This is a genomic window from Rhodococcus sp. G6(2025), assembly GCF_058628105.1.
Map to the genome: position 1 here is coordinate 94,273 of NZ_CP179752.1, position 16,305 is coordinate 110,577.

Annotated in this window: 12 protein-coding genes, 1 pseudogene and 1 CRISPR repeat array (1 of these 14 only partly in view); of the genes and pseudogenes, 3 read left to right on the top strand and 10 right to left on the bottom strand. The window is 65.3% G+C overall.

Annotated features, from left to right (window positions below):
* A CRISPR array of direct repeats spans window positions 1-322; the repeat unit is 23 nt; unit sequence ACCCCCGCGTTCGCGGGGAGCAC; it begins 128 nt to the left of the window's first position.
* A gap of 24 nt (window positions 323-346) precedes the next feature.
* The 7 genes and pseudogenes from cas1e to cas3 all read right to left on the bottom strand — a co-directional run.
* Window positions 347-925: pseudogene (gene cas1e, locus ACLIVD_RS41590) on the bottom strand (type I-E CRISPR-associated endonuclease Cas1e); the annotation flags it as partial.
* A complete protein-coding gene (gene cas6e, locus ACLIVD_RS41595; RefSeq protein WP_491933603.1) occupies window positions 926-1,588 on the bottom strand; it encodes a type I-E CRISPR-associated protein Cas6/Cse3/CasE in 663 nt (220 codons plus the stop codon).
* Window positions 1,589-2,320 (bottom strand): type I-E CRISPR-associated protein Cas5/CasD, encoded by a 732-nt coding sequence (gene cas5e, locus ACLIVD_RS41600; RefSeq protein ID WP_491933604.1) that lies wholly within the window; start codon window positions 2,318-2,320, stop codon window positions 1,589-1,591.
* On the bottom strand, window positions 2,320-3,465 hold the full coding sequence (gene cas7e / locus ACLIVD_RS41605) for a type I-E CRISPR-associated protein Cas7/Cse4/CasC (RefSeq protein ID WP_491933605.1): 1,146 nt from the start codon (window positions 3,463-3,465) through the stop codon (window positions 2,320-2,322). Before cas7e ends, cas5e begins: the two co-directional genes overlap by 1 nt.
* A gap of 25 nt (window positions 3,466-3,490) precedes the next feature.
* A complete protein-coding gene (casB, locus tag ACLIVD_RS41610; RefSeq protein ID WP_491933606.1) occupies window positions 3,491-4,162 on the bottom strand; it encodes a type I-E CRISPR-associated protein Cse2/CasB in 672 nt (223 codons plus the stop codon).
* Entirely contained in the window at window positions 4,159-5,814 is a 1,656-nt protein-coding gene (gene casA / locus ACLIVD_RS41615; protein ID WP_491933607.1) for a type I-E CRISPR-associated protein Cse1/CasA, read from the bottom strand. The genes casB and casA overlap by 4 nt, the downstream gene beginning before the upstream one ends.
* Window positions 5,801-8,668: a CRISPR-associated helicase Cas3' gene (cas3, locus tag ACLIVD_RS41620; RefSeq protein ID WP_491933608.1), complete on the bottom strand. Its 2,868-nt coding sequence runs from the start codon at window positions 8,666-8,668 to the stop codon at window positions 5,801-5,803. The genes casA and cas3 overlap by 14 nt, the downstream gene beginning before the upstream one ends.
* 1,338 nt (window positions 8,669-10,006) lie before the next feature.
* Between cas3 and ACLIVD_RS41625 the strand changes: the two genes are divergently transcribed.
* Both ACLIVD_RS41625 and ACLIVD_RS41630 read left to right on the top strand, forming a co-directional pair.
* Complete coding sequence (locus ACLIVD_RS41625; protein WP_491933609.1) at window positions 10,007-10,159, top strand: hypothetical protein; 153 nt, start codon at window positions 10,007-10,009, stop codon at window positions 10,157-10,159.
* A 90-nt stretch (window positions 10,160-10,249) separates the two neighbouring features.
* Window positions 10,250-11,500 (top strand): zinc-ribbon domain-containing protein, encoded by a 1,251-nt coding sequence (locus ACLIVD_RS41630; protein ID WP_491933610.1) that lies wholly within the window; start codon window positions 10,250-10,252, stop codon window positions 11,498-11,500.
* A 150-nt stretch (window positions 11,501-11,650) separates the two neighbouring features.
* Here the strand turns inward: ACLIVD_RS41630 and ACLIVD_RS41635 are convergent, their stop codons facing one another.
* The gene (locus ACLIVD_RS41635) at window positions 11,651-12,730 is read right to left on the bottom strand and encodes an ATP-dependent DNA ligase (protein WP_491933611.1); all 1,080 of its coding nucleotides are present in this window, start codon (window positions 12,728-12,730) and stop codon (window positions 11,651-11,653) included.
* Between the two features lie 1,048 nt (window positions 12,731-13,778).
* Window positions 13,779-14,219 carry a MerR family transcriptional regulator gene (locus ACLIVD_RS41640; RefSeq protein WP_491933612.1) on the bottom strand — a complete coding sequence of 147 codons (441 nt, stop codon included), beginning with the start codon at window positions 14,217-14,219 and terminating at the stop codon, window positions 13,779-13,781.
* Window positions 14,220-14,793: 574 nt separating this feature from the next.
* Here ACLIVD_RS41640 and ACLIVD_RS41645 point away from each other — a divergent pair.
* Window positions 14,794-15,159 (top strand): hypothetical protein, encoded by a 366-nt coding sequence (locus ACLIVD_RS41645; protein WP_491933613.1) that lies wholly within the window; start codon window positions 14,794-14,796, stop codon window positions 15,157-15,159.
* A 52-nt stretch (window positions 15,160-15,211) separates the two neighbouring features.
* Here ACLIVD_RS41645 and ACLIVD_RS41650 read toward each other — a convergent pair whose 3' ends face one another.
* Window positions 15,212-15,895, bottom strand: coding sequence for an AMIN-like domain-containing (lipo)protein (locus ACLIVD_RS41650; RefSeq protein WP_491933614.1), 684 nt, complete (start codon window positions 15,893-15,895; stop codon window positions 15,212-15,214).
* Window positions 15,896-16,305 lie beyond the last annotated feature (410 nt).

Below are 16,305 nucleotides of genomic sequence, written 5' to 3' on the forward strand. Positions count from 1 at the left end.
GCGTTCGCGGGGAGCACGGACAATCCACTCTCGCCGGCTGCGCTCGCTCGGGATCACCCCCGCGTTCGCGGGGAGCACGGGCGTGGATGGTTGTTCCATGCCGGCGATGCGGGATCACCCCCGCGTTCGCGGGGAGCGTCGACGTACGTGTAGCCGAGATCCTCCGCAATAGGATCACCCCCGCGTTCGCGGGGAGCACGCGCCCCGTAACGCGCTGGTCTCGTTCCACTACGGATCACCCCCGCGTTCGCGGGGAGCACCGCGCGATATTGCGCGCTGTTGTTGTTCGCGTTGGGATCATCCCCGCGTTCGCGGGGAGCACTGAACATGGCCGCGGACTTGCCGTGAGGCTCGTGTGCGCAGCAGAGAGCGCTTGGTTGACCGGCGAGCCTCCCGCGAAGTTTGTCGGGTCGTAATCACGCTTGGCCCATTCGACCCCGGTCCGGTTTGCCTGCGCGCGGTAGATCTTGCGGACCCGCGCACCCTCTCGCCCCCGAAGTTGTTGCATCGTCAGCCCGCCGACCTCCTCGCCCGGGAACCGCATCGCATACATCTCACGTGCCACCCGCAAGCGAGAGCGCGTGTTCGAGACCAACGCCGCCTGCGCCTCGAGCAACCGCGAGGACCGAGCCAGGGATCGCCCGTGGGCGTAATACCGCACGCCCTGCTCACCCACCCACACGGCGGTCGATCCGCTCTCGGCGAGCAGGACCATTGCTTGCTGGCTCACCGTGGTGCCTGGGCCGAGCAGTAACGCGCCCAACGTCGCTGCAGGTATGTGCACCGTCCCTCGCGCATCTCTGGCCGTGATGGCATTCGCATCGCGATGAATGATGCAGTGTTCGAGGTAGAGGAAGGTCAGACGGTCCTGTGCCCGCACCAACTGGGGAAGCGGCACTGGCGGTGCACCGGGGATCTTGGCCATCTAGCTCACCTTGGCCAAGGTCAATAACCCGCAGCCGTAACCTTTGGCGGGTCCGAGTCCGTGGGTGAGGACGTGCCGGAATGTGTCGGCGTCGACAACTTCGAGTTGACCGTCGAGCACGGCGGTACTGAGGGTGACCGTTCTGCCCTGACGGTTGAATCGGACGACCTCACGGCGGCGCACCTCGAGGGCAGGCTCACCGCTACCACCGGTGGGGATGGTGAATCCGTTCTTCTCGCAGCGCCCCAGCAACCAGTCCTGTTGTTGTCTGGCGGTCAGATGCCCGAATCGCTGCGTCTGCTCGGCGTCGGCGTCCTTGCGACCGCTGCGGGTGGGGTTGGCGGTCAGTCGGAACGCCCACCGGTCCCCGGCGCGCAGCGAGTCCAACAGGGGTTGGTAATCGCGGGTTTCCCACTCGGGACGGGTGGGCCATCCGGCCTGTTCGGCAAGGTGCGTCAGGTCCGGCCGGTTCCGGCTGACCACGAAGAGCAGGGCACGGTGCGCATCCTGGTCCACCCGCCAGAGCAGGCGCCCTTTCTCGTCGGGTTGCTCGGTGCCGCTGGGAAATCCGGCGAGCACCGCCGCATGCATCGCCTGCGGGGAGGACAACAACGTGCGGGTCCCGCGCCGGGCCGGGTTGATCTCGAATCGGGTCAGAAACATTCAGCGCCCCTCGAACGCGGTAAACGGGTCGTGGTCCTGTGCCGGTGCGGGTGGGATGGATGTGTTTGTCGCACCACGGTGGGACGGGTTGGGCACGGTGACGTGTCCGTGTTTGACCGATCGCCAGCCGTATTCGCGGCGGCGCGGGTCGAAGCTCAGCGGCTCGTCCCGCACGACGTCGCTGCCCGGCTCGCCGGGTGGGCAATCGATGATCGTGTCCAGGGTGACCTCGGGACCGCGCTGGCGGCGTTGTATCCAGGTTGATGCCCGCCATGGCTCGGACCGGAGCACCTCGGCCGCGTGGTCCTCGCGAACGCCGATGGCCATCGGGCCGGCGGGGGGACAGGATCGGCGGCCCAGGTACAGCGGAAAGGCCGGCTTGCGCAGGGCTTCGTGTATGCCGGTGATGAGTTCCGTCTGGCCCTCCACCGCGACGAGAAACACCGCGTCCGCCAGGTAGAACCGGTAGGACAGCGGCATCGAGTGCTGGCCGTCGCGGGTGCGGGCGGTCTGGAAGTCTCGCTCGATGCGGCCGGCTTGCTCGATGCGGACGCCGACGCGCAGCTCCAGCAGGTCGTCGAGGGGGTCCGTTCGGCGCCGCCCGTCGGCTGCGGCGAGTAGACCGATCACTCCGCTCTTGCTCGGTGCGCGGTCGGTGTTGCGGCGAGCGAAGCGGCTGGTGGTGCCCCAGGACTGCAGCGGGCCGGCGAGACGCAGTAGCAGCGTGGCCATCACGCGCCCCCTGATCGCTCGGCCACCAGCACCCCGAGCTGTTCCACCACGGTCGCGAGGTCGCTGCGCGGGCCGAGCCCGGTCAGCGGCGCCGCCCGCTCGCCCACCCCGATGGACCAGGACGCGACCGGGGTTTCCCCGAAGGCCTCGTGAACCTCGTTGCCGTAGTCCGCGAGACGGCGGCACGAGGCCGCGATGCGGCCACCGTCCGCGCCGTCGGCCACGGCGTCCTCGAAGGCCCCGACGAAGTTGATCGGCTGGGTGTCGCGCACGGTCACCACCACACCGTCCGGCAGGGTCCGGTTCGCGAAGGTGTTCTGTTTGCCGGTGGGCATGCTGCTGACGAATGATCGGACGAAGGCCTCGACGGCACGCCGGGTGGCGTCGGTATCGCCCAGGTTGTCGTGCAGCCGATCCACATCGATGGTGGCGTACCGGTAGAGCGTCGAGGAATTGAACTCGACGGTGCCGATCATCGCCGCGCCGGCGTCCTCGTCGCTGTCGGCTCGCTTGTGATCATCGACGGCGGTGAAGTAGTCATATTCGTTGTCCACCGCATGCACGCTCAGGGCGTGAGCCACCTGCGCGGCCGCGTCGACGTTGAGGTCGGTGACCTCGGCGACCATCCGACCGAACAGCGAAATGTCGATCGAGTGGTCACGGTTCGCCCGCTTCTTCGCCTCCGGCTTGTCGATGGTCACCGCCGCGTCCCCGGCCTCGGATGCCGCCGACACCGCGAGTTCGGCGAGGTTCTCGATCTGCCGCCGGCTGAGGAAGAGGAGGTAGCCGGACTCCGCCGGAACCGCGGCATCCTTCTTAGCTTTGCGGGGCGCCGTTGTTTTGATTCCCGCCGCCTTGAGGACTTCTTCCGCGAGGCCGTGCGATCGATCGGCGAGGGCCGGTTCTCGAGCGGCGATGGCGGCGCCGAGGAGTTCGACGACTCGTTTGGTGCGCACGCCGAGGTCGGCGCGGTCGAGTGTTGCGTCGAAGTCGACCCGGGTTGCGCGCTTCCATGCCTGGCTTGAGACGCGGGCGCGGCGCTTGCCCCCGTACACCGCGGTTTTTGGGCTGCCGGTGTCGTCACGGTTGAGGTTGCTCGGGGGGACGGTCTGGATGATGTGAATATCGACGATGGTGCGGGGCATGACGGTCTCCTCAGGTGTGCAGGGGTCAGGTGGTGGGGGTGGAACCTTGCTCGCGCGCCGCGTCGTCGCGAGCGTCGACCCGGTAGAAGTCGCGACCCCATTGCAGCCGGACACGACCGGCACCGGCCTCGGTTTGCCAGCTCGACAGCTGATCGGCGAACAGCCCGTAATCCAGTGGGATCGCGGCTGAGCGGAACTGCTGGACGAGGCCTCGCGCGTGGTGCACCACTTCTTCGAGTGAGTCGGCCGTGCCGATCGCCTGGAACCGTCGGCGCACCGGGTCCGTCTCGGCGTCCGGGGCCTTGAGTTGTTTGCGGAGCAAACGGGCGGAACGTCCGAGTCCGTACCCGCGTTGGTGCATGCGACCCTTCGCCGACTGCTGGTGCACCGCATACAGTGTCATCGCGATATGCGCTGCGGTCTCGGCCGCGGTCGGTGAATCTCCCGAGCCCGCGGGAACGAACTCATCCGCGAGCGTCACCTGCCAGATATCGGGGATGCTGCCGGGCTGCTTCCCGACCCCGCGGCGCAGTCGCGCGAGCGTGGCCACGCTCGCCGAGGTGTTTGCCAGCAACCCCTCCTGCAGCACGCGCAGCCTGGAGTCGACCACCGAACCGACGGTGCCCAGCGGTGCCCACCGCCCCTGGGAGGTATCCGCCGCTGCGCCTGCCGGCATGTCATCGGTTGTTGTGCTCATGCTGTCGCCTCACTGGGGTTCTCACTGGTGGACTCGAGATAGGCCAAGGGGAAGGTCTTGCGAAGATCTGACCGGAACCACATGTCGGCGTGGGCGGTGGTGACCAATCGGCCGCGCACGGTGCGGCCGACCCAGGCCGCCGGGCCGGCGTCGGCCAGCAAACCGGTGCCGATGGTGCGAATGATCTTCTCGGCCCGCTGATGCCACTCGATCTGCACGTCGGTGGGGTCGCGGTCGCCGGTCAGCGACGCCACCCAGTGCCGGAACGGGCCATCGAGTTCGGCGTATCCCAGCTCGGCGGCACGAGACTTCGCACCTTCCGGATCACCCCCGGCCGCGTCGACGAGGTTGCCGGCCAGGGACCACAGCGCACGCGCACCGCCCTCGGCGGTCTTGGCGGTTTCGGTCGCGATCTGGGCGAGAGCGGGGTCGTCCTGGCGCAGTAGGGCGACGCTGATCGACATCGCGTCGTCGATGATCTCGTCGGTAACTGAACTTTGGACTCCGTAAATTGCCCCGATGGTGCGCAGCCGTATCGAGTAGCCGGGGGCAAGGAGCTGCTCGATTCGGAGGTGACCGATCCACTCGAGCACCAGCGGTGCGAGGGCCGCGGCACCGTCCGCGTGTTGGCTGCTGCCGGCCGCACCCGGCAGCAGCGACTGCAACCCCCGCCAGATGCTGCGTTCGGCATCGTGCTCACGGGGCATGTAGACCAGCGCTTCGCCGCGATTCTTTTCCTGCGCCGGGCTCCGCCGCCACGCCGTATGCGGCTCGAGTTTGTGGCAGTTCTGCGGGGTGAGCTTGTCTCCATTGCAAATGAGCACCGCGTCGACCCGACCCTCGCTGTGCTGCACACGGATTCGGCGGCTCTGCCAGGTGAACAGATCAAGGGGCCCGCGCGGGGCCTGGCCACCTGGCTGTTCTTCACCGGGGCCGTGCGGATCCCGCTCCCACACCGGGCTGTCCGTCGTTCGCCATTGCGCGTAGCTCCCGTAGTCCGCGCTGATCAGGTTCAGGAGCAGGGTTTCGCGCAGCGTCCGGCCTTCGGCGAGTACCCCTCCCAGATAGCCGGACCATCCGGTCCCGATGGGGTAGCCCTTCCCGCCCTTGACACGCGGATCCCCGACCGCCCCGGACTTGATTCCGGAGGGGTCGAACGCCTGGCAATGCACCACCCACCGGGCCGCCTCGGCCAGTGATATCGAGGACGTCCCGGATCCGAGCCGGGTCGTGAAGAAGGGATCGCCGTTGGGTACGTCGGCGATCAGCTTCGCCAGGCTCGACATCTCACCCTTGGCGGTGTGCAGGCCCGCGACCTGAAAGAACGGGGCCGCAGGGTGCAGCAGGTCGAATCGGGTCCGGTAGTGGTCCAGGTAGGCCCCGATCCGGGCCAGCGGCAGTTCCGGGGCCGTCCAGAGTTCTTCCCAGTGGTCGTCGTCGCGGGGGCCGTCCACGGCGCGGTGCAGCACGGCCAGAAGCAGCCGGGTGAGCGCGAAGGTTTGCGTCGCCACCTCTCCCACCACGCCGGTGAGATCGTTCGCCTGACCGAACACGTCGAGGAGGGACAGCTGCGCCACCGTGCCGTCGACCCGTTGCGCGAGGATCCAGGGCTCGTCGATGAGGTCGAAGCTCGGCAGGTCAGAGTCGCTCATGGATCAATCCTCGTCGTGGGTCGTAGGTGAGCTGAAAGTTCGCCCTGCCATGGCGGAGGGTGGCGGTGCGGTGCTCGTCGAGAACGAGCACCAACTCGCCCTTGAGCAGCGCAGACTGATGAAAGCTCATGATGTGGTCGGTCTCGAGGGCGGCGATCACGTCGTCGATCACCGTCGGATAACACAACGCCGGAGGCAGCCTCAGCGAGCAGGCCGCCACGATTCTGGCCTGCCATCCTTCGACCGGCAGGTCGGTCGGCAGCTGAACCCGGGAACCTTTCTCGATCCACGACGGGGTATGCAATCCCCCCTCGGCATCACGTTGGACCACCAGCACTTCCAGGCTGTCACCCCCATCGCGCACCTGCGCCGTGCCGCGGGGGCTGTCATCGACGTCGCCCACTCCCGCCCGGACCCAGTTGATCAGGGACTTGCCCGGGCGGAGTTCGTCGAGCCGGAATGAGTCCGCTCGTTCGGCGCGCACAGCGCTGTCTCGTCTCGACTTCTCCCGTGCCCTGGTCATCGCGGGCCGCCAGTCCGCCGGCCCGACCTCGTCGTCGCCGTACGCGGTCTGCACCAAAGGCGAAATATCTTCCGGCAAAACCACTTCGGTTCGAACTGAGGGGCCCAGCAGGGCGGCGCTACGCAACAGTGCGTAGTCGTCGTAGACCCGCCGTGACCCCGCCGTCGCGACCACCGGTACTGCGGCCCAATCCTCGACCCCCACCAGCGCGCACCGGGCCTGTTGCAGACCCGCCGGGCGGCCGCGCTCGCTCACACCTCGCCGGTGACGGTGCACACGGCCCATCCGCTGCAGGACCAGATCGACCGGGGCCAGGTCAGTGATCATCAGGTCGAAGTCCACATCCAGCGACTGCTCCACCACCTGGGAGGCGACAACAATGTGGGTGCGCGGCCTGTCGACGCCGTCGCCCGGAGGACCGAACCGCGCGAGCAGCGCGCGGTCGATGCGAGCGCGGTCGCAGCTGAGGAATCGGGCATGAGCGACGGTCACCGTGTCCTCGCCGAACACCCCCTCGAGCAGCAGCGCGGTCTCCTGCACGCGGGTGACCGTATTGCGGATTACCACCGCGCAGCCGCCGCCGGCGAGATGCTCACGCAGGTACGCCACCAGCGCCTCGGGGTCGTCCGACAGGTGATCGAGATGTATCGAGGTGGAGCGGGCGGAGGCCTCGACGCCGCGCACCGTGCGCGTGCAGGAACCCTCGGTCCCCAGCACCACCGGATACCCGCAGTGTTCCGACTGCGGGGCGGATGTTCCCGCGACGCCTCGGCCGCTGTCATAGGCGTCGAGCATCTGACTGCGGCGACCCGACGGCAGCGTTGCCGAGAGCAGCACCACCGGAACCCCGTAGCTGCCCAGCCAATGCAGGACCCGGTCGAGGTACTGCGACATGTAGATGTCGTAGGCGTGCACCTCGTCGATGATGACGACCTTGCCCGCCAGTGCGAGGTGTCGAAGAGCCAGGTGCCTGCTCTTCAACCCGGCGAAGAGCACCTGGTCGATGGTGCCCACCACGAACGACGCGAGCACACCCCTCTTGCGGCCGCTGAGCCACTGATGTGCAATGACCGATCCCGACTTCCGGTCACGGCCCGTCGTCTCGTCATCGCCCACCGAGATGAAACGGCCCGCCCGCACCAGACCGGCGAAGTCGTCGTTCAAGGTGGCCTTGCCGTGCGCCAGATTCACCGTCCGCGTGGCAGTCCCCGCATCATCGGGCAGCGCCCGCAGCCAGGTGAGAACCCGATCGAACATCGCGTTGGACGTCGCCTGCGTGGGCAGTGCGACGAAGATGCCTCCCGCACCGGATTTGTGGGCGAGTATCTCCGCGGCCAGCAACGCGGCTTCCGTCTTCCCCTCACCCATGGGTGCTTCGACGATCAGCATGCCTGGATGCGACTGCCCCCGCGCCACCTCGACCGCCGCCCGCTGAACCGGCCGCGCACATGCCCCGGAAATGCCAAATCTCTGTGCGACCAGATCGTCAAGATCCGATCCGACCGGCCGCGCAGACCAACCGGGCGGCAGCGCCAACTTCGACCACGCATCGTGGACACGCTCTCGGGTGATTCGCGCAGCCTGCTCCTCGTCGAGTTCGCCGACAGCGATCCTCGCCGTCTCGATGGATTCAACCGGGAACAGTTCCGTGTTGGAAGCAATCCAGTCCGCGACAATCACGATCGCGGTCAGGAGAACCTGGGAAGGCTGGCTGATCCGTGCGTCCCGATAAATCGCCAGCGATTCTCTGCCGCCCACCCGCTCCGCGGCCCGCTCGAGGAACTGTCGCCGCGTCTGCTGCCAGCGCCCGGTACCCCTGAGATCCCCCCGATCCTGGGTGACGATCAGCTGTCCGTCTTCCGGTGGAACCCCATGGTGACCGCCGACCACTACCGCCCACTGGTTTGCGCCCCTACGTGCCGTGAATCCGAGCTCGTCGACCAACCAGTCCCGGACCGCGAGGTGGCCCACGAGGGCATGCGAAACCGCGCTTCGCGCGGGGTCTTTCGCCAAACTCTGCTTGCTGACCAAACCCTGGTCCCGCATTCGGTCGGCGAGGGTGGGCACCTGGACCGCAAAGGCGGGGCTCGCCTTACCGACGTCGTGCACACCCGCCAGCCAACGGGCAAGCCGCCGCGCCCCGATCGGGCCATCGGGTAAGTCTTCCCCGATACGGGAGATCACCTGGTGTGGAAGCCAATGATCAAACAACATTCCCGCGACGGCCTCGGTGTCGTCGAGGTGTTGGTGCAGGGGCAACCAATGCGTTATCTGCCCGGTGGCGTCCGGGATCGACTTGGCCCACACCGACCGTGACGCCGAACTGAGCATTGCATTCCTCGTCCCGGAACCATCGACGTTCGATTGGAACGGACGCTACCCTGCGGCCGTTCTTCTTGGAAGCCCTTTACAAATCCAACTCATTCACCCTTAATGTTATTTGTCCTCGCCGGTGGCTGCGAGGGTGATCCCGGCGATTGAGTCGGATTGACCGTGATCCCTGCGTATGCAGGGAGCAAACTGCCCTATCCGTGCTGCTCGGGTGGCACTGATGTCGTCGAAATCGGTCACCCTGGGACTGGTACGGCGGTCGTTGAAACGACGGTCCAGAGGGGCAACTGAATGCGTTCTGGCATCGGCTAACCTAAAGCCGCTGATCAGCAAGAGTGCTCCCCGCGAACGCGGGGATGATCCCCGGAAAGGCTCATCATGAGCACCAACATTCTTGTGCTCCCCAGCGAACGGGGGGTGATCCCAACCAGTGGGCGACCGCCGCCAAAAAGTGGCTGTGCTCCCCGCGAACGCGGGGGTGATCCCTTCGTGTCGAATCCGTGAACGTCGACCAGCTCGTGCTCCCCGCGAACGCGGGGGTGATCCCATCCACCAGAACATCTCCTCGGGGTCGTCGAGGTGCTCCCCGCGAAGGCGGGGGTGATCCCCGCCGCAAAGTGGCCAAGCCGGGGCAGAAGTAGTGCTCCCCGCGAACGCGGGGGTGATCCCATCCACCAGAACATCTCCTCGGGGTCGTCGAGGTGCTCCCCGCGAAGGCGGGGGTGATCCCCGCCGCAAGGTGGCCAAGCCGGGGCAGAAGTAGTGCTCCCCGCGAACGCGGGGGTGATCCCGGTGGTAACGCCAAGTTCCTCGAGCGGCCCGCCGTGCTCCCCGCGAACGCGGGGTGATCCCTCTTTCTGGTATCCGCTCCTGATGGAGAATGGGTACTCCCCGCGAACGCGGGGGTGATCCCAACCTGGTCGCCATCCGTGTCGAGGCCGAGTTGTGCTCCCCGCGAACGCGGGGGTGATCCCATGAATAGCTACGCCGACGCCGGCGACATCAAGTGCTCCCGCCGAACGCGGGGGTGTGTGATCCCGGCACTCTCAAGGTCGGGAAAGATATCGAACCGTGCTCCCCGCGAATGCGGGGGTGATCCCGCCTCGAAGACCTATCTCAACTACGACACTTGCGTGCCACAGATTCTTTTCCGGTATGGACCGGATGACAGTACTGGCGGCATCCAGCGCTACGACACGCCCGACGTTCTGTCGTCTTTGTTAGGCTCAGCGATGCCGTACGGCATCGCTGCTGGTCAAGGCAGGCAAAAGCCTTCTCCGGGACTCTCGAGGTTTGGCTACCGTTCGCGGCCATGACGAACTTTCTCGCTCCCTTGGCATGGCACTGATGATTCTCGGTGCGATCGCCGCCGCAATCGGGTACGTCTCGACCACAGGTGTCATCGGCCGGATGAAGGTAAGCACTGAATTCCCGGTGCTGTTCGGCGGCCTGGGAGTCTTCCTCATAGGGTTCATGACCTTGCTGGCCTAGCGCTCCCATAGCGACTTAGGTTGCGTCGACGGCAATTCCGCGCAATTGATACAAGAGAGTATCTCTACCCATCGAGACCCAAGGGGGGGTATGCGTCTCAAAGATGAGCACCCAGAACTGTTTCGGCAACTACATCGGGCCCGCAATGCCGGGGTCGATCTCGATTCGACCACGGCCTCCTCGCACGAGATGCTGTGGTGGCGATGCCCCGTTGGTCACGAGTGGCGAGAAACGCCGCTGCAGCGCCGGTCACACGCGATGTGGAAGAACGGGGACGTCCACGCATGCCTGTACTGCGTAGCCCCGGGCTGTCTTGTCTACAGCTGCGGTCATCGCAGGTTTCGGCGCAGTGAAACCACCTTTCGTGTGCTGGCCCACCCGTGCGACAAGTGTGAGAGCACCGAGCACGCACAGCTGATTCTCGACGCGCTGGACGATTCGGCCGCGGCCGCGGTCCGCCTTCTCGATGAGAGTCCGTTTTACGCTCTGTTCTGCGGCAAGGCGGCCGAGACAGTCGAGTGGTGGGAAGAGATCTTCCCGCTGGTGGAGGCATATTTCGTTCGAATGGTCAGCGTGTACGTCGCTATCGCGAGCGTCGAGCATCGTCCCGCTTTGAGCGAGCCGACATCGACCGTGCTCGGCGCGTGCATGCTGCGCATCCTCGATGTGCTGCCGCAGGACTGTCGGGAGGAGATGCACTCGGCCGTGCCGGAAGACGCCGGACACATGCATTCCACGTATCTTCCCGGCCGGCACACTGTCGGGGTCGGATGGGCGTTGAAGAAGCTCGGCTTCGACATCCTCGACACACCCCTGCCGGACGATCTCGAGCGGCGCGTGCAGTTCTGCGAGCGACAACGCTTCTCCGCGACCGGTGAGCTGCCGCCGGTCAAACTCGCAGGTAGGCACTATCCCGCCTTCATCCACCTTCCTCGGGACCGCGAGAACGGGGCAGAGACCGAACTACAGCGATTCCGCCCGAAGCAGCTCCCACCACGGACTACGGCCCTACGGGTCAGGCTCGACGAATCCTCACCTGCCAATACCGGCGACCCACTCGGCCGAACGCACGTCGGCTACTCCCCGGATCTCACGCCGCAAGAACTGTGGGAGCGGGGACGCGGAGTGTGGAAGTTCCGTGCCGATCACGTCGCCGCATCGACGATCGTCCTCATGGTTCACGACAAGACTGTTGTCCTGGTGGGATCGATCACCGGACTGACCCTGCACCGCGGCGGCCTGGCGATTCTCGGTGAGCCGCTTACCGATCATCCCCTAATCGGCAAGCCTGACCCGCTGTACACACCGAATCCCCTTGCTTACGGCGTCATCAATTTCTGATCGATCGCCCCGTGAGAGTTGGCCGGCGCGTCGGAATACCACCCGCTCCGCCGCTGTTGAAAAGGCTGACGGTGGCGCTCATACCCCGGGTACCACACCAGAAAAGTCGCTACGAGCGACCACTTGCCGAGAGGCGATATGGCGTCACTGTCACCCCCGAGCCGGGTAAGACCTACATTGCGTAGCGTTCTCGACGTCGGGGATGAGGAGCCGCTGACGCCGGGGAAGGTGTCGGCGGCTTTCCTCTGGCCGGTCTACAGATCCTCCACACGAACCGATTGAAAATTGACGTCGAAGCGCCGGCCTTTCAGTGAGGGGTGCCTGAGCCCACCCGCCGTGTGAGCCCTGTAGGCGACGTCCACGACCAGCCGAGGATTCAGCCACTTGAACCCCAGGGAAGGTCTCCGCGGCCGCTGACGGGTCCGTGAGAGGGCTGCTAGGGCGTTCCAGCGGCCGGAAGTCCTCTCGGAGCTGTTGGCGCATCGGCACCGTGAGTCCGGCAGAAACGGAACCCACCTGGACCAGACGGTTCTCAGCGTCGTACGCTCCGAGGATCAGCGCCGCGACAGATCGGCTCGAGCCGACGAAGCCGATGACCAAAATCGAACTGCGAGTGCGGATTGCGTGTTTGATCCAGGATCGGTTCCGCTGGCCCGGAAGGTAGATCGATGTCGATCTTTTGGCCAGAATCCCCTCCATTCCAGCACTTTTCGCCGCATTCAGCATGATTTTGCTGCTCTGATTTTCCCAGTGCGGAGGGGCAGTGATGGGCAAACCTCCGACGCCCTGGATGATCGAATCCAGCTCAGCCAGCTCCGCCCGCCGATCCAGGTACGACGAGCTCATGAGGTCCACGTCGTCGAGCACCAGGACGTCAAAGGGTAAGAAAGTCACGGGTATTCGCCGTTGCAGCGGCTTCGTCGCATGGGCAACGCCCATGCGCCGCTGGAGCAGTCCGAACGAGGGCTTGCCCTTATCCAGTACGACGACTTCCCCGTCGAGAACGATGCGCCCGCGGCCGCCGAACGCCGCCGTCAAGGCCTCGGCGACCTCGGGATACGAGGGTGTCACCACGTTCATGGCGCGGGTCCACAGCACCGGCTCGCGGCCGCCGCCCACCGAGGCCAGCATCCGGCACCCGTCGTACTTCATCTCGAAACGCCACGGACGTTCCGCCGTGTCGTCCGGGAGTGCGCCGGCCGTGGCCAGCATGGGCGCGATCAGCCGCATACGCCCGATTGTGCCCGTGACCTGGGAGCTACGCAGGTAGAAGGCTCAGGACAGCGCGTCGCCGGCGGCGGGCGATAGGTACTGGGTCAGTGCCAGGAGTTCCACCAGAGAACGATGGGCGCCAGCCAGGGTGTCCACACCATCCAGCTGCCACCCAACCCGTACGGGGGGATCGGAATCACCGTTATCACCTCCGGGGTTAGTTGAATGGAAGCGAATGCCACCACATTGATATGGCCACGAGGGCATTGGTGAACTCAGGGAAGGCAGAGAAAAATCCCAGGTCTAACATGACGAACTCCTTGATCGGAAACGGGCTCAGTTGAATGGAAGCGCACCCCTCCTGCGCTGTGTATCGACCGCCGGAGGCGGATCGGTACAGCTACCCAATCGAGTGGGCCCGTAGGTGCAGGCCGAATGATGGCGGATTCACCCCAGATCGCAAAGAGAAACAGGCCGCCACGCACCTGCCAATCCGCGGAACACCGCAGATCAGGACCGTGATCAGATCACCGGTCTGGGCAGTGAGTGGCGACCTGTTGCTCGTCGCGGTTGTCAGAGTAGATCGTCACTCCGACAGCGAATCAGGACTGCGCCGGGACGAGAAACTTCACCGCGACGCTGAAGGCGTATTTTCCTGGGCTGTCCAGTAAGGACTCGATGAGTGCATGGCCATCCTCATCGATACTGAGGATTTTGAACTTCGAGACCCCTTGAGGGTGGAGCATCACCGTGTCGCCAGTTGTGAAAAGCGTGCGAGTTCCGCGATTCCCGGTCACACGCCATGATGAACTCGTACGGGTTCGGTGTGCAAGCCGCAGATATTCGCCGGGTTCGATCGATCGTGCTCCGACTGCCGCATCAGGGCGCCACAGCGCTGTGCCGATAGCCGATGGTTTTGCGGGACCGCACGCGGACGCCTCGAATGGTGTGGTCTGGGCTGATGCGGACTGTTCGTTCTCGCAAAGATCCGAGGTGAGGTCGCCGAGCGGATGGGCGGCTTCCGCGGAATGGACCTCGACTGGTGTTCCGAAGGGGCTGGGGTGTTTCAGCCGGATGTGGGGCCGGGCTGATCCGACTTGGGGCGGTGGGTGTGCTGGAGTTCAGCGTTGATGCGTCGGGCCTCGGCGAGTTGGTCTTCGAGGATGATGATGCGGCACGCGGAATCGAGCGCGGTGCCCTGGTCGATCAGTTCGCGGGCTCGGGCGGCGAGACGCAGCTGGTATCGGGAGTAGCGGCGGTGGCCGCCCTCCGAGCGCCCGGGGGTGAGCAGCTTCGCGGCGTCGAGGCTGCGCAGGAATGCCTGTGTCACGCCGAGGATCTCGGCGGCGTGACCCATGCTGTATGCCGGGTAGTCCTCGTCGTCGAGCTTCCCGGCCGCGCGTCGGTCGGGCGAATCTTCCGAAATGGGGTGACACCTTTCAAACGGACAGGGCCCCCGGCGCCGTGAGGCACCGGGGGCCGGAGCGGGTTTCACTTCCTTATTCACTGCACTTCATCCGGCTGTCAGGCCTTCGTGCCACCCGACCGCCGCCGGATATGCCGGGGCCTTACACACTCACATCAACCCTTGCCCGGCACATCCTGGTCTTGCGTTACTTCTCTGCGGGCAGTTCATTCCCTCCCGCACCTCGTGAACTCTTTCCTTGCGACGAGAGGAACTCTACAACGACAACCCCGCAATGTCTACAGTCACCACTACAGAAATTCTGGACGGTTGACGAGCGATTTCACACCCGGCAGCCGACTTTTCTGTCCACGGCGGCGGCTGATCGCTCGACGGACCGGCTCACGTTGATCGATGACCGGTCAGCGATCGCGAACGGGACGCGGTCGTGAGTCCGGTCTGGTGAACTACCGAAGTGACTTCACGCGGCCGATCGGTAGGCAACTCGCGCTTGATCTGGGCGTTGGCCAGCTATGGCGCCTTCTTGGGTGTGCTTGCGTCGTTGGCGTGGAGGTGGATCGGCCCGCCGACATTCGGGCCGCCGGGCCCGATACGTGCGATTGCCAGATTCTCCGCCGAGCCACCGGTCCCATCCTGGACGCCGACGTGGCCCTGGATGGCCGCCGCACTGGTCGTGCCCACAGCCGCAATTCTCGCGGCTGTGGGGTATGTGCTGGCCGGTTCTCGATGGTCCTGGGTGCGTGATGAGCGTGGCAGCCCACGCCCGCTGATCACGCTGCTGATGGTGCTTGGATTCGGCGCGGGTGCTTTCGCGGCGCTCACCATAGTGGTTGTTCCGCAGGGCGTTGCGATCAAGCATGTCGGTGGCCGACTGTCGAAGCTGACTCGGATGACACTGTCCGACGCCGACCTGATGTGGTGGTTGATCGCACCAGTCGGCGCCCTCTTCGGAGCAACCGTCGGGATGGTCATGACCACGTACGACTGGAGACTCCGGCGTGAGTGGATGCCGGGCAGGTGACCGGTTTCGGCAGGTTTCAGTGACGGATCGGTGAGCGGTCACGGCGTTCGTTCTACGACCCCGCTATGTCGATAGCAAGCCGCGGCGGATCCGACAGCGTGGTGACGGTGAACGGTGGCCTCTCGACCTGCATTCCGATAAACGACTGCGTGATCCCCGAGGAGCTCGGTGTGAAGTACACCGTGGACACGACGTCGGCGCCCGATTCGATCAGTGGACTCGTTGGCTGGAACGCGACGACGGTGTCGTCGGGAGTGTCCTCGGTGCCGGAAAAGTCGGCTTGCAGAATCGAACGAGCCGGGAGTTTGATGATGTCGCTGGTTCCGTACTGGACCGCTTCGGCGACGTACTCGATCTTCCAGGTCGCGATCCCATGGCCACCAAACGCATAAATCACCCGGTCAAACTTGTCGTGCTTCTCAACATGTACGTCAGTCACCACGGCGCTTCCCGACGATGCTGGCGGCGGCGGTGGGTATTCCGGGGGAAGCTGCAAGCTCGAGGGCAGTGGTGTTAGTGCGATCGTCGGGTCAACTGTGGGAGGCCGGTCAGAGGAGGGTGCCGGCGGAGCCGGTGTGGGATCGACAGCAATTGCCCCGGTCTTCGCAGCAGGATCATCAAACGGTGGTTCGAGAGCGACCCTCGATGAGGTGGGATCGCCACCCCCGGCTCCTGCGGTCTCCGTTTCGTTGCTGCCGCTGCAACCGCTCAGAGCCACCATGCACAGGAGGGTCACGACCAATGACCTCAGCATTTCCCGACGCTAACACCGAGTCCGTTGCGCAGGTGGCGAACGCGCTCTTCGCCAGACGATTGGGACTGCGACGTTGCAAAACAAGATTTGCAGACGCACCGCCAGCCGGCGACGTGTTGACCGGTCAGCGATCGCTATACGATACCGCCAGCAGGTCGAACCAAATCTCCCGTGAACCGGTCCCGGTACTGGATGAGTCTCCGCGGAGCAGGGGCCTGCGGCCAGATCTGGAGTTGGAGGTGTACCAGTGGCTGCTCAGATTTGGGCGGGTACGAGTCCCAATATTCAGTGCGGCCACGGGCGAGCACGCGGATCCGGTAGCTGCCCGGTCCAGCAGTATCCATCGGACCGATGATGCTCCCAGTCAGGCCGTCGCAGCAGATCTCGTCATC